Source organism: Pedobacter sp. D749 (assembly GCF_019317285.1).
In the GTDB taxonomy this organism is placed as follows: Bacteria; Bacteroidota; Bacteroidia; order Sphingobacteriales; family Sphingobacteriaceae; genus Pedobacter.
Window position 1 is genome coordinate 322,735 of record NZ_CP079218.1, and the last position, 22,443, is coordinate 345,177.

Annotated in this window: 18 protein-coding genes; 11 read left to right on the forward strand and 7 right to left on the reverse strand. The window is 39.6% G+C overall.

Annotated elements, in window-relative coordinates:
* Positions 1–18: 18 nt before the first annotated feature.
* From KYH19_RS01245 to KYH19_RS01260, 4 genes are all read left to right on the forward strand, one after another.
* Entirely contained in the window at positions 19–1,713 is a 1,695-nt protein-coding gene (locus KYH19_RS01245; RefSeq protein WP_219077272.1) for a sodium:solute symporter, read from the forward strand.
* A 215-nt stretch (positions 1,714–1,928) separates the two neighbouring features.
* Complete coding sequence (locus KYH19_RS01250; RefSeq protein ID WP_132400173.1) at positions 1,929–2,447, forward strand: DUF2911 domain-containing protein; 519 nt, start codon at positions 1,929–1,931, stop codon at positions 2,445–2,447.
* Between the two features lie 560 nt (positions 2,448–3,007).
* Positions 3,008–5,092: a glycoside hydrolase domain-containing protein gene (locus KYH19_RS01255; RefSeq protein WP_219077273.1), complete on the forward strand. Its 2,085-nt coding sequence runs from the start codon at positions 3,008–3,010 to the stop codon at positions 5,090–5,092.
* Positions 5,093–5,163: 71 nt separating this feature from the next.
* A complete protein-coding gene (locus tag KYH19_RS01260) occupies positions 5,164–5,355 on the forward strand; it encodes a hypothetical protein (protein ID WP_113947856.1) in 192 nt (63 codons plus the stop codon).
* Between the two features lie 139 nt (positions 5,356–5,494).
* On the opposite strand, the gene KYH19_RS01265 is transcribed toward KYH19_RS01260, so the two are convergent.
* On the reverse strand, positions 5,495–5,872 hold the full coding sequence (locus KYH19_RS01265; RefSeq protein WP_219077274.1) for a hypothetical protein: 378 nt from the start codon (positions 5,870–5,872) through the stop codon (positions 5,495–5,497).
* 393 nt (positions 5,873–6,265) lie between these two features.
* Between KYH19_RS01265 and KYH19_RS01270 the strand changes: the two genes are divergently transcribed.
* Positions 6,266–6,724 (forward strand): NUDIX domain-containing protein, encoded by a 459-nt coding sequence (locus tag KYH19_RS01270; protein ID WP_219077275.1) that lies wholly within the window; start codon positions 6,266–6,268, stop codon positions 6,722–6,724.
* Here KYH19_RS01270 and KYH19_RS01275 read toward each other — a convergent pair.
* Positions 6,713–7,816: a DNA alkylation repair protein gene (locus tag KYH19_RS01275; RefSeq protein ID WP_219077276.1), complete on the reverse strand. Its 1,104-nt coding sequence runs from the start codon at positions 7,814–7,816 to the stop codon at positions 6,713–6,715. The two genes, KYH19_RS01270 and KYH19_RS01275, sit on opposite strands and share 12 nt — an antisense overlap.
* Before the next feature lie 172 nt (positions 7,817–7,988).
* On the opposite strand from KYH19_RS01275, the gene KYH19_RS01280 reads away from it, so the two are divergent.
* The 4 genes from KYH19_RS01280 (at position 7,989) to KYH19_RS01295 (ending at position 14,265) form a co-directional block, all read left to right on the forward strand.
* Complete coding sequence (locus KYH19_RS01280) at positions 7,989–8,843, forward strand: NAD(P)-dependent oxidoreductase (RefSeq protein WP_219077277.1); 855 nt, start codon at positions 7,989–7,991, stop codon at positions 8,841–8,843.
* Positions 8,844–9,444: 601 nt separating this feature from the next.
* Positions 9,445–9,834 (forward strand): BlaI/MecI/CopY family transcriptional regulator, encoded by a 390-nt coding sequence (locus tag KYH19_RS01285; protein WP_219077278.1) that lies wholly within the window; start codon positions 9,445–9,447, stop codon positions 9,832–9,834.
* Between the two features lie 32 nt (positions 9,835–9,866).
* On the forward strand, positions 9,867–11,786 hold the full coding sequence (locus KYH19_RS01290; RefSeq protein WP_219077279.1) for a M56 family metallopeptidase: 1,920 nt from the start codon (positions 9,867–9,869) through the stop codon (positions 11,784–11,786).
* A gap of 31 nt (positions 11,787–11,817) precedes the next feature.
* On the forward strand, positions 11,818–14,265 hold the full coding sequence (locus KYH19_RS01295) for an outer membrane beta-barrel family protein (RefSeq protein ID WP_219077280.1): 2,448 nt from the start codon (positions 11,818–11,820) through the stop codon (positions 14,263–14,265).
* 295 nt (positions 14,266–14,560) lie between these two features.
* On the opposite strand, the gene KYH19_RS01300 is transcribed toward KYH19_RS01295, so the two are convergent.
* From KYH19_RS01300 to KYH19_RS01310, 3 genes are all read right to left on the reverse strand, one after another.
* Positions 14,561–15,850: a gluconate:H+ symporter gene (locus KYH19_RS01300; RefSeq protein WP_219077281.1), complete on the reverse strand. Its 1,290-nt coding sequence runs from the start codon at positions 15,848–15,850 to the stop codon at positions 14,561–14,563.
* Between the two features lie 109 nt (positions 15,851–15,959).
* Complete coding sequence (locus KYH19_RS01305; protein ID WP_116249314.1) at positions 15,960–16,142, reverse strand: hypothetical protein; 183 nt, start codon at positions 16,140–16,142, stop codon at positions 15,960–15,962.
* Positions 16,143–16,230: 88 nt separating this feature from the next.
* Complete coding sequence (locus tag KYH19_RS01310) at positions 16,231–17,094, reverse strand: helix-turn-helix domain-containing protein (protein ID WP_219077282.1); 864 nt, start codon at positions 17,092–17,094, stop codon at positions 16,231–16,233.
* Positions 17,095–17,298: 204 nt separating this feature from the next.
* Here KYH19_RS01310 and hxlB point away from each other — a divergent pair, with 204 nt between their 5' ends.
* Both hxlB and hxlA read left to right on the forward strand, forming a co-directional pair.
* Positions 17,299–17,928, forward strand: coding sequence for a 6-phospho-3-hexuloisomerase (hxlB, locus tag KYH19_RS01315; RefSeq protein ID WP_219077283.1), 630 nt, complete (start codon positions 17,299–17,301; stop codon positions 17,926–17,928).
* Between the two features lie 31 nt (positions 17,929–17,959).
* Positions 17,960–18,592 carry a 3-hexulose-6-phosphate synthase gene (gene hxlA / locus KYH19_RS01320; protein ID WP_132400140.1) on the forward strand — a complete coding sequence of 211 codons (633 nt, stop codon included), beginning with the start codon at positions 17,960–17,962 and terminating at the stop codon, positions 18,590–18,592.
* A gap of 600 nt (positions 18,593–19,192) precedes the next feature.
* Here the strand turns inward: hxlA and KYH19_RS01325 are convergent.
* Both KYH19_RS01325 and KYH19_RS01330 read right to left on the reverse strand, forming a co-directional pair.
* Positions 19,193–21,727, reverse strand: a complete 2,535-nt coding sequence (locus KYH19_RS01325; protein ID WP_219077284.1) for an ABC transporter permease — start codon at positions 21,725–21,727, stop codon at positions 19,193–19,195.
* Positions 21,720–22,409: an ABC transporter ATP-binding protein gene (locus KYH19_RS01330; protein ID WP_219077285.1), complete on the reverse strand. Its 690-nt coding sequence runs from the start codon at positions 22,407–22,409 to the stop codon at positions 21,720–21,722. Before KYH19_RS01330 ends, KYH19_RS01325 begins: the two co-directional genes overlap by 8 nt.
* Positions 22,410–22,443 lie beyond the last annotated feature (34 nt).

Below are 22,443 nucleotides of genomic sequence, written 5' to 3' on the forward strand. Positions count from 1 at the left end.
GTTTACTAAATTCTGGGCATGAGTAATATCGATTGGGCTGTACTGATATTTACTTTACTTGCTGTGGTAACCTATGGCGTTTTTATTGGTCGCGGGCAGAAAAGCAATGCATCCTATTTAAAGGCCGATAATAAAATGCCATGGTACATTGTGCTATTAGGGATTATGGCTACACAGGCCAGTGCCATTACTTTTTTATCAGCACCCGGGCAAGCTTATACCGATGGGATGCGCTTCGTGCAATATTATTTTGGACTGCCGCTGGCGATGATTGTAATCTGCATTACTTTCATCCCGATTTTTCAAAGGTTAAATGTATATACCGCCTACGAATATCTGGAAAACCGTTTTGATAAAAAGACAAGGGTTTTAACTTCATTGCTATTTTTGTTCTCGCGTGGATTATCAACCGGTATTAGTATTTATGCACCAAGTATTATCCTCTCGAGCGTTTTAAACTGGAATATTTACCTAACCAATATCCTCACCGGAGGCATTTTATTGATTTATACTTATGTAGGTGGCGCAAAAGCAATTGCACATACACAAAAACTACAGTTTTTAATTATCCTGGGTACCATGGCCTTCGCCGGATACCTTTTGGTGCAGCATATGCCTGATGGAATCGGATTTAAAGATGCGCTTTACCTGGCCGGAAAATCGGGTAAGTTGAATGTAATTACCACCGATTTCGACTGGAAGGATAAATACAATATCTGGAGTGGTTTAATAGGAGGTTTTTTTCTTGCACTTTCTTACTTCGGCACAGATCAGAGCCAGGTTGGAAGATACATTACCGCGAAGGACAATACCAACGCAAAAATGGGATTACTGTTGAATGGACTGGTTAAAATACCGATGCAGTTTGCTATCCTCTTAATCGGTGCGTTATTATTTGCTTTCTTCTCATTAAAGCCGGCACCGATTTATTTCAATGAGCGTTCCTACCAGTATTTAAAAGAAACTCAGCCTCAGCAAGCTGCAGCTTTCGAGAAAGAACACGATGCGTTAGCGCAGAAATTTAACCAGCAATCAAAAAATATTCTTGAAGAAAAGGAAAAGCAATCACCATCGCTAAATTCTTCGATAGAAAATTTTAAATCGACGCAAAAACAGGTGAAAGAACTGCACGGCAGGGTAGAAGAAGCCATCAACAAATCGAATTATAATGCAGAGAAAACCGATACCAATTATATCTTTTTATACTTTGTAAAGAATACCCTTCCGGTTGGAATGATCGGCCTGCTTTTCGCAGTCATCTTTTTGGCCAGTTGGGGCTCTATTTCGGCTGCGTTAAATTCGCTGGCTGCCTGTTCCTTAAAAGATATACACCTCATTTTTGTTAAAAAAGAAGTAGACGACGAAACCGAACTGAAATATAGCCGTTTGCATACATTAGCCTGGGGCATTTTTTCAATAGCTGTTGCCATGTTTGCTACACAAATGGGTTCGCTAATCGAAGCCGTTAATGTACTGGGTTCACTTTTCTACGGGCCAATTCTTGGTATTTTTTTAGTGGCATTTTATTTTAAAAAGATAAACGGGCCTATTGTATTTATTTCGGCGATCTTGTCCGAAATTGCCGTTGTCGCTGTCTATGAGTTTGATATTGTTTCATTCCTTTGGCTCAATGTAATCGGCGCAGCAGCAGTAATTGCTTTTTCACTGCTAGGCTTGTTGTTTCGCAAACCGAAGATGGCTGTAAGCGAATAATGTTTTTGGTCCCGTCTAACTGATTGTCGAGTTTTCGAAGAGGTATAAAACACTTTAATATATTCATAAATTTTTAGGGATGCTACGGGCAAAGCCTTGTCCTGAGATATTTTTATCGTCATTATGGTATCAATTTATTTAGGATTATTGTTTTATCGTGTTAAAGCCATAAATTCGTAAAATCAAAAACAACAAAAACAGATAAATATAATTCTATGAAAACGATGATTAAATCAATCGCGTTGCTATTTACAGCAATTACCGTTTCTGTAAGTGCAATGGCACAAGATGCACAGCCTAAGCCAAGTCCTGCGGCAACTGCAACAGGAAAAGTTAAAGGTGCAACCATTACCATTAACTACAGCAGTCCGGCAGTAAAAGGGCGTAAAATCTGGGGCGGTTTAGAAGCCTTTGATAAAGTATGGCGCGCAGGTGCAAACGAGGCTACTACTTTCGAAACCGATAAAGATATCGTGGTAGAAGGTAAACCTTTGGCGGCAGGAAAATACAGCTTCTTTTTAATCCCTAAAGAAAGTGGAACCTGGACAGCTATTTTTAACAAAGAACCAAAACAATGGGGTGCTTATAAATACGAAGAAGCTAAAGATGCTTTGCGTGTTGATGTTAAAACCAAAGCCTTAAAAGCTACACAAGAGCGTTTGGTTTATAAAATTACCAAAAGCGGATTCTCTTTAGAATGGGATAAAATTTCTGTTCCGGTTACTATTAAATAGTAAGATAAAATTATTTTATAGCCGTCCCAGTTTAAAAATTGGGACTGCTTTTTTATGCGTTATTTTTTTGGAAATGACCGTGCAGTAATTCTTGGTAGTTTGCAGTCCCGCCATTCGCTATAGCTCCGATAGAAAAAATCGGAGGCTGTCGCTGTTGTCGGGTTTAGAAACAAAGGTTTTTGCACCCTGCAACCCAGCAAATGAAATGCTGCTATAGCCACCTAGCCCCGGTTGAAGCGTTTACCCTGCAGCAACGAGGTACGAGGCAGCGAAGCGTAAAAGCAAAAAACGGGAAGCAAACTTTTTATGCTGTACAGGCCTTGCGCTCCAAAAATAAAAAACCATATTTTGTTAAAGCTTTTTTTTAATGTTAGTCGGGATTTGCAATCCCGTCTTAAGCGCTTAGGATTTATAATCCTGACAAACAGTTAAAACTTGTGGAATTAACATGAGAGGTCGGGATTACAAATCCAGACCAACACTTCTGTAAAGAACCTAACACATAATATCAACTTCATGTTAAAATGTTATTTTAGGCCGATTTAAAACCACACATTATAATGAAGTTCCCTATTAAACTACTGACTTTATTACCGCTTCTTTCATTAAACGTTTTAGCACAACAAAAATCACAGATGTTTTCTGTTAAAACGGCAAAGCCTGTAGATCAGGTAAACGTGTTTTTAGGATCTTCTGCCGATCATGGGCAGATGTCGCCGGCTGCATCGGCTCCTTTTAGCATGTTGAGCATTGGTCCGCAGACTTATCCCAAAACACATACCGGTTACGAATATCTCGCTAAGAAATTTGAAGGTTTTACCCACAACCGTTTCGAAGGCGTGGGTTGCCAGGGCTCGGGTGGTAATATTTTCATCAAACCATTTTTAGGTAACGATCCGGCACAATCAGAGTTGATTAAGATTTCTGAAAAAGCCAGTCCGGGGTACTATGAAGTTGGTTTTGAAAATAAAATTAAAGCCAGTTTTACCGTATTGGGCAAGGCTGGAAAGCATGCCTACCAATTTCCGAAAGGACCCAAAGGTTTTTATCTAGATTTAGGTTATGCTTTTAATGGTGCTTTTGTAGCCGAATCGCACGAGGTAAATGGTAATACAGTGAGCGGATGGATTACCTCGAAAACAACTTGTGGAGCAGGTAAGTATAAGTTGTTTTATTATATGGAAATCGGCGATAATGTATCGTGGAAAGTAATAGATGATCATAAAATGATGGCCATGCTCAAAGGAGAACTGACCTCCGTGGGAATCAACGTTGCACTTTCGTCGGTAAGTGTCGAGGCTGCAAAAGCGTCTCTCAATAAAAATCCGTTCAATGCTGTAAAAGAACAAAGCAAAGCCGATTGGAATACAAATCTTTCTAAAATTGCTGTAAATGGCGACCTGGAAAGTGCAAGGTTATTCTACTCACTTTTATATCGTACCATGCAGTCGCCTTATGTGATTTCTGAGGCAGACGGAACCTACCGCAATACAAAAGGCGAAATTCAGAAAGATAAAGAAATTCGCTACAATGGCTGGGCCATCTGGGATAATTACCGAACGCAATTACCTTTGCTTTCGTTAATTGAACAAGAACGTTATACTGGAATGATCACTTCAATTGCCGATCTGTATAACTCAGGTAAAAAAGATTATGCTAGTCAGAATGAACCCTCAAATACGGTACGCTCTGAACATGCTATAGTGGTTTTGCTCGACGCCTATCGAAAAGGTTATCCAGTAGATTTTAATAAGATTGCTGATTCGCTGGTGAAAGAAGTAAATGGGCTGGATTATAAATCGCCGGATAAGGCTTTAGAATCGTGTTACGATAAATGGGCCTTAGCAGAAATCTTTAAGATTTTGCAGCATAAAGAAAAATCTAATTTTTATCTCAATAAAGCTCTTGAATACAAGAAATATTGGAATAAGGACTTTAAAGACATGACTAAAAATGATGTTGACCGCATGCAGGCCCGTGGTTTATACCAAGGCACCATTTGGCAATACCGATGGTTTGTACCTTATGATTTTAAAGGATTGATTGAGCTGGACGGGGGAGAGAAATCTTATCTGGCAAAACTGGATGAATTTTTTGCCCGCGATTTATACAACCATGCCAATGAACCCGATTTGCAGGTACCATTGATGTATAATATAACCAGGTCTGGTTATAAATCACAGTATTGGATGCATCAATTGGCAGCTGATACGGTAATCCAGAATTATTTTAACGATAACAGCCGCGGAATTGGTAGTTATATCGGTAAAATTTACAGAAACCAGCCACATGCTTATTTGCGTACGATGGACGATGATGCTGGTGCGATGAGTGCCTGGTATGTGTTTGCAGCAAGTGGTTTTTCTCCTGCCTGCGTAGGCTGGCCGATTTATTATTTAAATGTACCTTTATTTCCATCGTTAAGTTATAACCTGCCAAAAGGGAAAACTTTTACCATCGAAACGGAAAATTTTGGTTCAAAGAATAAATATATAAAGGAAGTTTTTCTTAACGGAAAGCCTTTTAAAAAGAATTTTATCACACAAGAGGATATCAATGCAGGGGGAGTGCTGAAAATCATTGCTTCGGCCGCTCCGGTTAAAATTTCGGATACGGAAAACTGGATTTCGGATCTTGAAAAATAATTTAAAAAATTAACACAAAGCGACAAACTAATTCTACATATCTCTGTTGTTAATAGTATAAATTCAAGATCATGGCACCTTTAAAATTAAGCGAAGAACAAAATGCAACACTAGGCAACAAAAGCACCTTAGAACAAGTTAATGAACAGCCTTTAGAACTTCATCCCGAAGCGTATAAAGTAAAAGGCCCATCCCCTGACAAGATGAAGACGGTATCGTCATCATTAAGGAACTATGCTCACGGTTTGTACGGATTGTTGTAAAAAACGCCTCCCAAAAATCTCATCATACCAGATTATATAAAGCAGCCAGGATTTTAAATCCTGGCTGCTTTTTTATTGAATTTGAAAGAAGTCAAGTTTTTAAAACTTGACTTCTTGGATATATTGAATCCTGTAGCAACTATTCGATTTGATGATTGCAGATGTAGAAGTATTTGCTTTGAATTTGATGCTGTTTAGCAAAATTGTCTTTACCACCAAAAAAATCTAATACCTCTTCTCTTTTCAGTATTGTCTTTTTCTCGGATAAAATCGTTTGATAGGACGACCATTTGTAATGCTCAAATTCTGTACAAATGCCATGCTTAAATACATTTGCATGAATATAAATAACCAATTGATTTAAATGTACTTCATCAATAATTCTCACTCTTCGAAAAGGGTTGACAAATAAAGATCCAGACCTATCATTCTTCTTATTAAATGCCATAGCATAAGCAATGAAGAAATCTTTCATCTGAAATTCAACAGCTTCGCTATAACAAATTTCATTAGCCAAATATTTTTTCTGATGTGTTTTAATGAATCCTTACTCAAAGATTTTAAATACGATTTAAGTTCATCTGAACTTGTATTTTTTATCAAAAAATGTGAGTGATTATCCAATAAGATATAAGCATACGTGTTTAAATAACCTGTAGAATACTGTGTATATTTTAGCAGAAAATATAACCTATTACCATCATCTTGAAATAATTTTGAGCCGCTAACGGATTTGCATATAATCTGCATGAATTCATTTTCAATAAAATCTTCAATGTATTTTTCATTAATTGGTATAAATGAATTTATCGAAATTTTTTTTAGAGCATCAAATTTTTATTAATTGAATTTGAAAGAAGTCAAGTTTTTAAAACTTGACTTCTTTGGATACAATTCCTACCTTACCCTTATGAAACAAAGCGCCGGAATATTGCTCTTCAGAAGAAAAGATCAGCAGGTAGAATTTTTCCTGGTTCACCCTGGCGGACCGTTCTTTGCCAAAAAAGATCTTGGCTTTTGGACAGTACCCAAAGGAGAATTAAATGAGGGTGAAGAAGCTTTAACGGCTGCCGTCCGCGAATTTAAAGAAGAAACTGGTCAGAGTTTAGCCGGCGACTTCATCGAACTAACGCCTATTGTGCAAAAGGGAGGTAAAAAAGTATTGTGCTGGGCAGTAGAAGGAGAACTTGATCCCTCAACAATTGTCAGCAATACCTTCGAAATAGAATGGCCGCCCCGATCGGGTAAAAGGCAAAGTTTTGCTGAAATAGATAAAGCCCAGTGGTTTGCCTATTCCGATGCAGCTAAATACATTAATGAAAAGCAGATCGCTTTGCTCGATGAATTAAAATCCAGGTTAAGCTGTTAATTCAAAATGTGAAATTTCCTTTTCGGCACCGTTAATGATTATCGAAATCTGGTGGTCGCCCAGATGAAATCTACGTGTGGTAATCAGCACAAATTTTTGTTTTCGGATGATATTTATGGTTGCACCTGCAGGATAAATTCTTTCTGAAATTTTATACACTTTTTTGGTGTTCTGCCCATTTTTTTTTTTGTAGTAAATAGCGTATTCCAGTCTCACTTTTTGCTCAGTTGGATTTTCATTGAGAATAGAAAATGAAAATTCCAGGCTTTCGCCGATTTTGATCTGAGGCGTTAAGATTTTGAAATCTTTTAATAAAATTCCTGCATCATCTAAACCATAATGTTTAAGGATATCGGCATGGCCTTGTTTAAGTAAGGTACGGCTACCATGTTTAATAATGGCATCTGTTTCGACACCCAAACCCGACCAGTTTTTCGCAATGTTTAACACAACCTGGGGATGATCTTTTGCAATATCATTTAAGCTATTGGCAACACTCCGTCTTACATATTCTGATGGATCTGTTTTAAGATTTTCCAGTATGGGTAAAATGGAGGTCGGGTCTTTTTTTAGAAAGGGGATTCCCATAGCCCAGGGTAATCGCGGACGGCTGCCTTCGCTGGCTAATCTTCTCACTTTATGGCTTTCGTGCAGCGACCATTGCTGCATTCTTAAGATCATCTGATTTTCGTACTTTAATATAAAAGGACGCACCGCAAACTCACAGCTTACAAACTGGGTTACAAACTCAAGTGCCTCAACTGAGTTTTCAAAATCGTCTATACCATAAGTTTCGATATAATCCGGCAGGAACATATAGGCCAGGCCATCCTCCCCGATTCCCTGGATCCTTAATTGTGTAATTGTTTTTTTGATCAGCTCAATACTTTGTGGATAATCTTCGGGTAAAAAACCATGTAAAACCTTCGAGGTATGTTTCATCCGCTCTTTAAGCTCCTTTGATTCAAATTCAGGAATAAAAACCGCTTTGATAAAATTTTCCTTATCAAATTTTGGAATGCTAACCGCTAAGGCATTGCTTAAACGATCATAAAAAGCAGGAGAGTATAAGTCTTTCAGTGGGCTGGCCATATTTGCGAATTGCTTTTGTGCTATCAAATTTTATTTGCGGCCAATTTACTAACTTTATTAGTATTATAATGCTGCAAACTCGAAATAAATCATTTCGCAGTAGTATTTTTACCAACTGCTAAATAATTTCAGCTTTTTCTTTACCACATTTGTTTATCATAAAAACAACGATATGAACACAACAAAAATAGGTTGGATTGGCTTGGGTAATATGGGGATCCCAATGGCGGAGCAATTGATAAAAGCTGATTATGCAGTTACCGTTTATAACAGGAGTAAAGATAAAGAAACTGCTTTGAAAGAAATGGGTGCATTGATTGCCGAAACGCCCAAAGAGTTGATTGCAACTACTGATGTAGTAATCATTATGGTATCTGATGATGCTGCAATTGAGCAGATTTTTAATGGACCGGAAGGCCTTTCTAGCGCAGAAATTTCAGGTAAAATCGTGATTAATATGAGTACCGTTTCTCCTGCTATTTCAAAAGAAATGAACACACTGTGTAAAGAAAAAGGAGCACAATATTTAGATGCACCGGTTTCAGGAAGTGTAAAACAGGCAGAAACAGGGCAACTGGTGATTATGGTAGGTGGCGATGAAACTGCTTTCGAACAGGTAAAACCCATGCTCGAAAAAATGGGTAAAATGGCAGTGCGCCTGGGCGATACAGGTGCAGGTAATGTGGCTAAACTGGCCATTAATTCATTACTGGCTTTATATACCCAAGGTTTGGCTGAAACCGTAGTATTTGCCAATCAGCAAGGAATTGAAACTGAAGACCTGCTTAATCTGCTCAACAATGGCGCTATAGCCAATATCTTCACCAAAATTAAAGGCGATGCCATTATAGCCGATAACTATAAGCCTGCTTTTGCCCTTAAACATATTGTAAAAGATTTAACCCTGGCCAAAGCAATCGGACTTGATTCACCTTTGGCCAAGACCGCATTAAAGACTTTTGAGGAAGCAACCGCCAAATATGGAGAGGAAGATTTGATTGCCGTGATTAAGCAGGTTAAAGGGTAGAAAAGTTTTATAAATTTTGTCATCCTGAGCCTTTTGAAAGACAATTTTTTTGTTTTCGACAATTAAAGGTTTTCGACAGGCTCAGACTGACAACACTTCTGCTTAAATTAATGATATTATTCTTGGTTGGTGTCACACCGACAGAAATAGATAGTTTATATGTAGTAAAAGCTATTTACTCGTTATTAGCATTAGGAAATGAATGGTTTATTGTTCTTGGAGGAGGTCAGCCCCGCTTTCGCTTATAGTCCTCGCTGCGCTCCGGGCTATCCGCTCCAATCGGGTTTAGAAACCAGGGTTTGTGCACCATACAACCCAACAGATGAAATGCTGCTGTGGCCACCTAGCCCCGGTTGCAGAGTTACCCTGCAGCAACGAGGAACGAGGCAGCGAAGCGTAAAAGCGTAAAACGGGAAGAAACTTGATTTTTTGTACCTGTCTTGCGCTCCAAATAATAATATATTTCTTTTTAGAAAGAAAAACCTTAATATCTCATTAATTCGTTTTTATTTAAAGTGCTTTAAATGAGTTTTTTTATAAAAAAATATAAAAAAAACAACCTAATATTTGTATCGTACGAAAAATATCGTACCTTTAAAATATGAAAAATAATCAAACTGAAAATAACCTGCCTGAACCTACCAAAGCTGAATTAGAAATTCTTCAGGTATTATGGGAATTCGGTCCATCTACAGTTCGGTTTGTAAACGATAAATTGAACGAACAACGGGAGGTAAATTATACCTCAACATTAAAGCAAATGCAGATCTTAACCGAAAAAGGGATATTAAAACGTGATGAAAGCCAAATGAAACACATTTATATTCCTGTTGAGGCTGAGGAGAAGACTAAAGTTCAGTTGCTAGACCGTTTCATAAATACATTGTACAAAGGCTCTGCATCGCAGTTAATGATGCAGCTTTTGGGGAATGAGAAAACATCAAAAAAGGAAATCGAAGAGATTAAGCGGCTATTGGATGGCATGGACTAATTAACCAGAACAGATGCTAAAGAACCACAATAATGGAATTTAAATTAATCAACCTTTTGCCCGAAAACTGGCTTCATGCCCTTGGCGCTACCTTGTTCCACTCTTTGTGGCTTGGTGTAATTTTAGCTTTGCTGGCCGGTTTGGTCATGTTTACTACCCGTAAGGCAAGTGCTACATGGCGTTATAACCTGCTTACAGTATGTTTAGCTTTATTTGTTATTGCAATAGCTATCACTTTTTATCAGGAGCTTAAACAACCGGTTAACCATGGGCAGTCGCAGACTGTTCATCAAATCGGAATTAACATGCCAAAGGCAATTGGAGATCAACAAGCGGTTACAAATGTACAGCAAGATATGTATTCTGGGCTGAACAGGATCCTTTCTTTATGGAATGCTTACGCCTATCAGATTGTATTGGTGTGGTTCCTGATTATTTGTGGAAAAAGTATCCAGTTAATGGTTGGTTTAAATGGTGTACACCACCTGCGTAATCATAAAACCTACGCTGCGGGTAAAAAATGGGATGAAAAATTAAATGAACTATCTCAAAAACTGGGTTTAACCGAACAGGTTAAGGTGATGCAATCGGGTATTGCCCAGGTACCTATGGTAGTGGGACATTTTAAGCCTTTAATCCTTATCCCTTTGGGTTTGCTCAATGGTTTATCAAATGCGGAAGTAGAAGCCATCCTCTCTCATGAACTGGCACACATCAAGCGCAAAGATTACCTGGTAAACCTACTGCAGAGCTTTATTGAGATTGTATTCTTCTTTAACCCGGCGGTACTTTGGGTATCGCAATTAATAAAAACAGAGCGCGAGCATTGCTGCGATGATTTGGCCATCGCCTGTGTAAACGATCGCAAAAACTACGTTCAGGCCCTTATTGTGTGCCAGGAATTTAAGCAGCGTGCACCTGCTTATGCCATGGCCATGAGCGGGAATAAAGGTAGCCTGCTGCACAGAGCAAGCAGGATGTTATTCAATACCAATTCAACTTTAAACAAAATGGAAAAGACAATATTAACCATCGCCCTGGTATCGGTAGTGGTTTGCAGTGCCGCCTTTAAAAGCGTTGGCCATGCAAAAACAGTTACCAGAAAAGAAATAAGCACTTCAACTGTAGCTTTGCAGGATACGACCAGGAAAAAAGCCAGGCCTGCTGAAGGAAAATCTGCAGATCAACTGGAAAAGGAAATCAGTGCAAAAATGGACAGCCAGCTGAAAAAGCTGAATGAAAAGCAACAACAAACGAAAGAAGATATAAAGGCAATACAAGCAGATGAAAAAGCCAGATTAGATGATGAAAAAGCTAGACAAGCGGATGAAAGAGCAAGGCTGGACGATGTAAAACAGGCCCAGGAAGACGCTAAGCAAGCTGTTATTGATGCGAAGCAAGCCGAACTGGACCGTAAGCAGGCTATTGCCGATGCTAAAATGGCCGAAAATGATTCGAAACAAGCCATTGCTGATGCTAAACAAGCTGCCGAAGATGCAAAAGAAAATAAAAAGTGGGCACAGGATGATAAAGAGGGTAGAGGAAAGCGTGTGCCACGAGCACCACGTCCGCCTAGAGCACCAAAAGCGCCCCACGCTGTACCGCCAGTACCATCGGTACCTCCAGTTCCGCCAACTCCATCTGTACCCCCAACACCCCCCGTATACAACCAAAACACAAATACCAGAACCAGTTCACAACGTACCGTTACCTCAAAAACCGTAACCAATGGTGACGGACATGATTATACCAACGATATCAATCGGGAATTGATGAAAGACGGCATCATCAGCAGCACCAATAAACTATCATACAAACTCAATAAAGATGAGCTGATTGTAAACGGTGTGAAACAAAATACCGACATTCAGAAAAAATACAAAAAGAGGTTTTTGAAAAATGACAGTCACTCGCTGATGTATAATTTCCTGATCGAAAATAATAAAAACTAAATTCTAAAAGCGCTAATCCAATCCCATCATCATGAAATTTACACTCATGGCTTTTTTAGCCGTATGGATGAATATTGCCCTAACCTTTGCTCAAGCCCAAACCCCTCCATCCAGAATTTATGGACGTGTATTGGATGCTGAAGGAAAAAATATCGACTTTGCTACTGTAGCCTTGCTAAAAGATTCGGTATTGTTCAAAACCACTTTTACTGAAAAGGATGGACTGTTCAGTTTTGATCAACTGGCTTATGGGAAATATCTGATTAAAATATCAGTAGTTGGTGCACCGATTTATAAAACTGATACATTGGTTTTGGATGCGAATCATCAGGTTGTAGCCTTGCAGGATATTAAAATGGTTACGGGTGCCAATAATTTAAAGGAGGTCAATATCTCGGGGCAAAAGGCCTTTGTTGAACGGAAGATCGACCGCACTGTTGTTAATGTTGATGCTTTGATTTCAAATGCAGGCACAACTGCGCTGGATGTACTAAGCAAATCGCCTGGTGTAAATGTGGATCAGAACGGGGTAATTTCGCTTAAAGGGAAAAACGGGGTGGCCATCTTTATTGATGATAAACCAACTTACCTTTCGGGTGCCGATCTGGAGAATTATTTGCGTTCTTTGCCTTCCTCATCGCTTGATCAGATTGAACTGATGACGAATCCGCCTGCCAAATATGATGCTGCAGGGAATGGAGGGGTAATTAATATCAAAACCAAGAAAACTAAAACTGCCGGGTTTAATGGAGGAATTAATCTGAGCTTGAATCAGGGTGAGTTAAGTCGCTCTAACAATAGTTTCAACTTTAATTACCGTAAGGATAAGATTAACGTTTTTGGTAACCTGAGCTACAATTTAAACAATAGCTTTACTGATCTCGACCTGAACCGAAAATATAAAAATGAGGATAGTAGTGCCAAATCCTATTTTAATCAAAACTCTTATTTCCGCAGGCACGGCAATACTTTTAATTTGAAAACCGGGCTTGATTATTATGCTTCGGATAATACTACCTGGGGCGTGGTGCTCACAGGTATGAACCGGATTTCTAAACAGGTAAACAACAATACCAGTAATTTATCCAATGCATCGATGCAGCTCGATTCGGTAATCAGGGCAGAAAATATCGACCAGATTAAGTATCAAAATGCAGGTGTAAATTTAAATTACAGGCATAAATTTAAACAGGCAGGACGAGAATTAACCTTTGATGCGGATTATCTGCTCTACAAAAATAAAACCGATCAAACGTATTACAACTTCAGTTACCTGCCTGTTGGAACCTTAAAATACCAGGATATTTTAACCGGTAATCTGCCTTCAAATATTGATATTTATACGGCTAAAATGGATTATTCGCATCCACTTAAAAATAAATGGAAACTGGATGCAGGTGCTAAAACCGCCTACACCAAAACCGATAACATTGCCGATTACTTTAATACGGCAAACGGAAAAACCAATGCTGATTACGAAAAGAGCAATCACTTTTTGTATGAGGAGAATATCAATGCCGCTTACCTGAACGTGAGTAGAGAAGGAAAGCGTTTTTCACTTCAGGCTGGCTTAAGGTATGAAAATACGGTTTCTAACGGGCACCAGCTAGGGAATCTGATCAAACCCGATTCGACTTTTAAAAGAACCTACAACAGTTTGTTTCCAACGGTTTATTTTTCTTATAAACTAGATACTGCCGGAAATAATGAGTTGGGCTTAAATTATGGGCGAAGGATCGATCGTCCGTATTACCAGGATCTGAACCCGTTTTTCTCTCCATTGGATAAATTTACTTATTATGTTGGAAATCCATTCTTAAAGCCATCATTTACACAAAGTTTAGAGCTTTCGCACACCTATAAAAATAAAATTACCACCACTTTAGGTTACGGCTGGGTGAGGGATGAGGTGAACGAGACCATAGAGATTGTAGATGGTACCTATTACAGCAGGCCAGCTAATGTGGGTAAAACCACGGTAGCCAATGTTTCGGTAAATGCAGAGATTGACCTTACTAAATGGGTTAAACTGAATGCCTATGTGGAGTATGCAAAAATAGTTTCGAAAACAGATTTTTATACGGGCTTTCTGGTTACCAATGGAAGTTATTTAAAGGCAAGTCCAAATTTGCAGTTCAAAATCAGTCCAACATGGAATGCTGAGGTCAATATGCGTTATCAAAGTAAACTATCTAACGTACAGTTTTTTTTAGGCGAAGTACATGAGTTTGGTGCAGCGGTACAGAAAAAACTTTCAGCAAAAAGTACGTTGAAGTTAACCGCTAACGATATTTTCAGAACCCGTGTTTATAATGGTATAATCAATAACCTGGCAAATACAGAAGCAAACTGGGTTAACCGACAGGATTCGAGATCGGTTGTGGTGAGTTATAGTTACCGTTTTGGTAAGACTTTTTCTACACCTGCTAAGCATGAATCTTCTGGTGCAGATGCAGAAAAGAACAGGGTGAAGAATTAGTAAACGTGGTTCTTGTCTACAAGAACCATAGTGAGTAGAAAGCAGTTGGTTTAGTTTAGTCGTCATCCCGATCCGATAGCTAGCTATCGGATGGAGTGTAGCGTTATGGATCTGCTGCGATTTGTACCAGTTTCATGTCGTTTTGACCACCTAAGTCACCTGAGGGCACCTAAGTTATAAATTGTGTCGTCATTGCGAGAAGGCTTTTTCAGCCGACGAAGCAATCTTAATGCGTACGCTAGTAGCGAGCGTCGTAAGATTGCTTCGTGCCTCGCAATGACGATTTTTAGAGGTTCTAAACAAACTGATTCAATACTAACACCCCAACAAGCCCTAAAACAGAAACCAAACTTTCCATCATGGTCCAGGTGCTAAAAGTTTCTTTCAGGCTAAGGTTAAAGTACTCTTTAAACATCCAGAAACCTGTATCGTTTACGTGAGAAAACATTAAACTTCCGGCGCCGACTGATAATACCATTAATTCTGGCGATGCTCCCGGGCCAATTAGCGGGAGTACCATGCCCGAAGCAGTTAGTGCAGCCACTGTGGCCGAACCTAAAGTTACCCTGAGTGATGCGGTAATTAACCATGCGAGTAATAATGGCGATAAATTTAGGCTGCCGGTGAGTTGTTTCACCGTTTCGCCCATACCACTATCGATCAAAATCTGTTTAAAGGCACCGCCGGCTGCAATAATAAGGATTATCATGGCAATGCTTTTAACCCCTTCGGCACAAGATTCCATTGCTTTTGTAATGGAAGTTTTTTGGAGTGCCAGCGCAATAATAACCGAAATTAATAGGGCCGCGGTTGGATCTGCTAAAAATATAAATAGCGGTTTTCCGATATAGTCAATTTTAAAACTGCTGCCTAGTGTGCCGGCAATAATTAAAAATACCGGCAGCAACGCAGTAATGAAACTCCTTGGAGCAGATGGGAGATTTTCTTCTTCACCAATGCTAAAGTTCTGCGTGGTTACCGATTGATTTTTTTTGAGGATTAAACGTGGAAAATAGATTCCGGCGATAACCGCAATAGGTACGCTTAAAGTTAAGCCATAAATTAATGTTTTACCAATATCGGCATGGAAAATACCTGACAGTGCAACAGGTCCGGGGTGAGGAGGTAAAAAACCATGTGTTACCGAAAGGGCAGTAGCCATTGGGATGCCAATGTATAATTTTGATAGCCCTGTTGCGGCTGAAATAGCAAAAACCAAGGGAATTAACACCACGAAACCAGCATTGTAAAACAAAGGAATCCCCACTAACAAACCGGTTAACAGCACGGCCCATTGAATGTTCTTTTTACCGAAGGCCCCAATCAGTATGAAAACGATTTTTTTAGCTGATCCGCTATCTTCAATCAGTTTACCCATCATCGCACCGAGCGCCAAAACCATTACCATACTGCCCAGTGTGCTGCCTATACCATTGCTAATAGAACTCATTACTTTTGTGGCGGGCATGCCTAATAAAAGACCAGTAATAATTGCCACCGCAATCAGGGCAATCATTGGGTTAATCTTTTTCAAGATCAGTACGAAAAGCAACAGGATGCCGAAGAGTAGGATAAGTAATGACATTTGGTTCGGGTTTAGGTAAATGTGATTAAATGTAGCTTTACCACAGGTGCACACAGATAAACACCGATTTTAATATTATCTGTGTCTATTTTTCATTTTTTAGCGCTTTTTACTTTTTAACAGTAATTGTCCGTCCGGTAACAAGGTTAAATTCGTAAACCCGGTACAGGCCATCGTCACTAATTTCTATATTTTCTACCAGGCCTGTTTTGCTAAAGGTATCGGTTACCATATCGCCAATTTTTACATCTTGAAGAATGTCGTTGGGCGTATCATTGTTTAATCTGATCATGATGTAAAAGTATTATAATTTGCCAAAAGCTGTATAAAAGAAAAACTTTAACGAGGCTGCCAAATTAATATCAAAACAAATAAATCCGTTAAACCAGTGTATTAAATTTTGATTCGATGTGGTTTCTGGCCTCTTTTTGAAACTCTTCGGGCGTTTGGCCTGTCTGTTTTTTAAAGAAACGGCTAAAATAAGGCCGGTCTGAAAAACCCAGTTCGTATGCAATTTCTTTAATGGTATGCGCACTATGGATGATTTTCCTTTTTGCCTCCAGGATGATGCGGTCGTGGATGATCTGCATGCCTGTTTTATTTAATTTTTCTTTTAAAATCTGATTTAATCTTTTGGAACTGATGCCAATTTTACCGGCGTAGAAATCGGTATTCCTAACCTGCTGGTAGTTGCTTTCGAGTAACATCAAAAATTCGTAGACTCTCTTTTGCTGTACATCATGGCTGGTAAATTCATGTTCTTTTACCTGGATCAGTTTTAATAGAAATACTTTTAGCAGTGCCCTGGTAATGATAAAAGTATTTGCTGCCTTCTGGTATTCATCTTCAATTAATTTGTAGATATTACCGAGCTCAGAAGCGGTTTCCAGATTTAGCCTTAAACAGGAAAATTCGCCCTGAACATTAAAAATCTTAAACAGATCGAGGAGGAATTCTTTTTCTTCCCCTTCAAGAACAGATCTTTTAAAGGAGATTAATACACCGTTTTTACCGGCTTTGTTAAGCTGATGTACGCGGTACGGAGGAATGAGATAAATCCAGTCTCCTTTACTGTCGAATGCTGATTCTTGCAGAGCGTGTAAGGGTTCTTCATTTTTTAACCAAACAATTTCGAAGAACTCTTTTCTGCCCGGGTCATTAAGATAACTTGGTGGGCAATTGCTCAGATCGCGGATATAGATAATCGATTTTTCCAGATGTGTTACTTCGGGGGATAAACTCATGATATTAAAGTTAAACACTTAATTTTTTAGCGATTGGATTAATTGGTAATTATGGTGGACTATTCGGAAATCGTGCCTTTAATATGGCTAATGGATGACTTTTGTAGTAATGTATTTCCTGATTGTCCCATATTAGTAGCTAAATGTATAACCATACTGCTAAGGTACACCCATACCTTTGGGCCAATAAACACAGCGTATAAAATGGACTTAAAAGCCCCGGTAGTAATTACAGACAACCAGTTAGCAATAGATAGCATTGATAACCAGCAGCTGGCCTGGGACCTGCAAATGAACCTGGATAAAATTATCGAGGAGAATACCCGGTTGGCCAGGCAGATGGAGTTAGATCAGTTGATCCCTTTTGTATATCACATTCAGCAGGCAAAACGGATTTTTATTACTGCTGCAGGCCGCTCTGGTTTCGCCATGCAATCTGCAGCAATGCGTTTAATGCATCTTGGTCTTACTGTTTATTATGTTGGCGATACCACGAGTCCGGCCATTGAAGCTGGCGATTTATTAATTGCTGCTTCGGGTTCAGGAACAACCGGATCGATAGTAAGGGCGGCAGAAAAATCGAAAGCGGTAGGTGCGGAAGTGGTAGCCATTACTACGAATGCCGGATCGTCACTTGCCAAACTAGCCACTCATGTGGTAAGGGTACCAGCAGCAGAAAAAGAAGACCATAGTGAGAAAGTATCTACGCAGTATGCAGGAAGCCTGTTTGAGCAGTTTTTGCTTTTGCTCAATGATGCCGTTTTTCAATCACTTTGGAAACTGAGCGGACAAGCTGCAGAAACGCTATGGAAGAGACACGCCAACCTGGAATAGCAATTAATTTAATTATATATAAAATAGAATCATGGCAAAATTACAAGTAGCAATAGATTTATTAACAACTGAAGAAGCATTGGCATTGGCAGCAAAAGTAGCTCCATACGTAGATATTATTGAATTGGGCACTCCGCTGATCAAAAATATGGGTTCTACCGTAATTACCGCAATGAAAGCTGCACATCCTGATAAACTGGTTTTTGCAGATTTGAAAACTGCAGATGCGGGTGAACTAGAAGCTGATATCGCGTTTAAAGCTGGGGCTGATTTGGTTACCGTAATGGGTGCTGCAGGAAATGCAACGATTATTGGTGCGGTTAAAGCGGCAAAAGCACATGGAAAAGGCATAGTGGTTGATACCATTGGTTATCCTGATCGTGTTAAAAGAGCACAAGAGGTTACTGCATTAGGTGTTGAATTTGTAGAACTACATGCCGGTTTAGATGAACAGTGGACGGCTGGTTATTCTATTCAGGTGCTTATCGATGAAGCGGCAAGAGCTGGAGTTCCGGTTTCTATTGCTGGTGGGGTAAATATTGATAACATTACCGCAGTTATACAGGCAGGCGCTATAGTTGCCGTTGCAGGTGCTGCAATTTATGGCGCTGAAGATCCTGCTGCTGCTGCAAAGGCACTCCGCGAAGCAATTGATGCTGCATAGTTATTCAGGTATAATCTGTTACCATAGGTACTTGGTTTATGGTAACAGATTATATTTTACTTCCTTAGGTTATGGCTAATCCAAGACGCCTAAAGCCAGTAATAATATCGGGATATCTTTTGAAAAAGGAACAAGTTGGTATTAAATGGTTGTTTAGGAAATCAAATTCAAAAGCTCATTGCTTCAGGGAAAATCGCTTTTAACTTTTCTCTGATAATTCTTCCTCTTTCTGCGCATGCCTGAGCATTATGTTTGCCACGGAAGCACGAAAAACACGGAAAAACTTTAATCTCCTCCGTGATTTCTGTGCTTCCGTGGCTAATTAATTTTTTTCAAATGTTTTAAAAGCAATTTCCCTGCTCATTGCTTAAACCTGCCAGATGTTGGTTGAGAATTTATTATATTTGTTATGTACTAAATTCAATTATATGTTGTTGTTTCTTGTTCCTTGTTATCTGATCTTATTTTTTGGCTGGCTAATTTATGCAGGACTGATTAAACGGAATTTAAAAAAGCATATTCAAGTGGCTTATGTTGGTGGGGTTTTTAGCCTAATCTGGCTTGTTATTTTAGTTTTTCTATTTAATGGATTGCATTAAATTAACTCTCTGTTCTCAAAATCTTCAACGGAGGCTGGTTCAGGATGCTTCTGGTACTCAATACACCTGTAATCACGACCAGTAGCACAATAGAGCCAAATAATAACAAAGTTGGTATAAATGGTGGAACAAATGCGGCATCGAATGTGAATTTAGCTAATGCCCAGCTTCCGCTTATGGCTAAAATTAATCCAGCACCTGCTGCAAAAGCGCCTAAAAAGAAATATTCGATGGCATTGATCGCAAAAATCTGTTTTCTACTGGCACCCATCGTACGCAATAAAATGCTTTCTTTTATCCGCTGGTTTTTACTGGTTAATACTGAAGATATTAAAACAATCCAGCCGGTTACCATACTAAAACCAGCCATAAACTGGATCACAAATCCGATTTTACTTAAAAGTTCATCCAGGAGTTTCAATACCAGATCTAAATCGATAACGGATACATTTGGGAATTTTTGTACTACTTCGCCCTGGAAACGAGCTGAAACTTCGCCCGATGGCACTCTGGTCATCAATACATGAAACTGTGGTGCTTCTTCGAGTATGCCAGCCGGAAAAACGACCCTGAAATTGGTCTGCATCCGGCTCCAGTTTACTTCCCTTAAACTTCCAACAACTGTAGGAATCATCATACCCTGAACGTTAAAAAGGATTTTATCATTCAGGCCAACATTAATGGATTGGGCATAACGCTGATCCAGTGAAATATAAACCGTTTCATTGGGTTTTATTTTTCCGGTCCATTTACCCGATGTAATTTTCTCTGCTGCGGTTAAAGTGTCCTGATAAGTAGCCCTGATTTCGTTGCGGTAAGCCCTTCTGTTATTGGTGTCAGCACTGGCTTTCTTTCCATTAATTTCTTCTATCCGCATGGTAATTACCGGTACCTGGTTCATTAATGGTAGCTTGAAAGCTTTGGTTAAACTGTCTAATCCTTCTTTTTGGGTATTCTGGATATCGAACATTACCATGTTGGGCTGGTTAGCACCTGATGAAAGCGTAACGCGACTCATCAATATCCCCTGAACAAAAAATAGTGTGCAGATAAAAGCGGTTGATAAGCCAATGGAAACCGTAAGCATTAAAGTCTGGTTGTTTGGACGGTAAAGATTGGCAAATCCCTGTCGCCACAAATAGCTCGATGAGTTGGGCAAGAGTTTACGTACCAGGAACATCAATAATTTAGACAGTACAATGAGCAGTACAAAAGCAATGGCAATACTCAAGGTAAAGGCCAGTGTTTGTACCCAAGTTTTCATTTGCAAATGGGTAAAGCCGGTAATAAAGGCGGCCATAAGCAGGTACACCAACCAGGTGAGTGGATCTCTTCTGCCCCCTGCTTTTTCAAAAGATATCCTGATGGCGTTTAACGGTGAAATTTTCCGGACCGATAGGAGTGAAGGGAGCGCGAAAAGGATCGAAATAATCAGTCCTAATAAAATTCCCTGACCAACGGCTGGCCACGAAACCTGCATGGTAATTTCTACGGGCAGAAAATCTTTCAGCACCAATGGAAGCAAAAACTGTATGCCTGTGCCTAAAGCTGCGCCTAAAACAGCAGCAGTTAATCCAATGAAAAAGACCTGGATGAGGTAGATTAAAAAGGCATGACGCGATTTTAATCCTAAACACCTCAGCGTAGCAATCGCGCCTAGTTTTTCTTGAATATACACATGAATAGCGCTACCTACACCAACACAACCCAGCAGCAAAGCGATAAAACCGGATAAAGCCAGGAAACGGTTTACATCTTTAAACGATCTTCCGGTCTGTTCTTTTGTAGATTCAACGGTATCGGCATCAAAACCTTCTTTCTCTAATTTGCTGTCCTGCGTTTTTACCCACTCGTCTATTTTGGACGGATTATTATACCTGAAATAAAATTTATTGTTGATGCGACTTCCGGTTTTGATCAGGTTGGTTTTATCGAGTAGCTGAAGTGGGATATATACCGTAGGAGCGATACTTGCACCAATGCCTGTTTGGCCTGGTGCTTTGGTTAAAGTACCCAGGATTTTAAAATTTAGATCGCCCACTTTAACCGAATCGCCCACTTTGGCATTAAACTGCAACATCAAAGTTTGATCAACCAATGCATTTCTTCCGGTTTGAAAGTTTTTTGCAGCTGCCAGCGGAATGGTTTCTATTGTGCCATAGTAAGGGTAATTCCCTTCTAGGGCTTTCATTTGTGCCAAACGGCTACCTCCGCCTTTCTGGAAATAGATCATTGAGGCAAATGTTTTCTCCTGCGAGCGTTCATCACCCAGTGTATCGAGCATTTTTTGCATTGCTTTGCTTACACCTTTCCGGCTATCCAATACCAGATCGGCACCCGTAAGTTCTTTGGCCTGTGCATCGATATCTTTTTGGAGGTTATCTTTAAAAGAATATACCGCCACAAGGGCTGCAATGCCCAAAACAATGGATGAGATAAATAGAAATAAACGTGCACGGTTTTTCCGGCTATCCCGCCAGGCCATTTTAAACAGCCACGAAAATTTAATACTTTGTTTCGGGAGGCTATTAGACATAAGTAGGGTTTTCGTCTGAAATGATTACGCCACCTTTAATTTTGATGCTTCTTGATGTTCTGGCTGCCAGTTCAAGGTCGTGCGTTACGATGACCAATGTGGTTCCCGCATCTTTGTTTAAATCAAAAAGCAATTTGATTACTTTTTCACTGGTTTCGGTATCAAGGTTTCCGGTCGGCTCATCGGCAAAAAGGATGGCCGGCTGGTTAGAGAATGCCCTTGCGAGCGAAACCCTTTGCTGCTCTCCACCCGATAATTGAATAGGATAGTGGTGTGAACGGTCGGCAAGACCCACTTTATCCAGTAGTTCCAGTGCATGAGTTTTAATATTTTTTGCTCCTCTTAATTCTAAAGGAACCATTACGTTTTCGAGCGCAGTTAAAGTTGGTAAGAGCTGAAAATTCTGAAAAATGAAACCTACATATTGATTTCTGACAGCGGCGCGCTCATCTTCATTGAGTTTTTCCAAAGCAATTCCATTGAGTTCAACGGTTCCGCTACTGGCCCGGTCTAAACCCGCACATAAACCAAGAAGGGTTGTTTTACCACTTCCCGATGGACCTGTTATAGCCACGGTTGAACCAGCAGCTATCGAGAAACTAATGTTATCCAAAACGGTAAGTTCCCGTCCGGCACTTTGGTAAATTTTGCTTACATTTCGGATGTTCAATATGCTTTCCAATAGCTGATTTTTTTTATGGTTTGTGTATAGATGT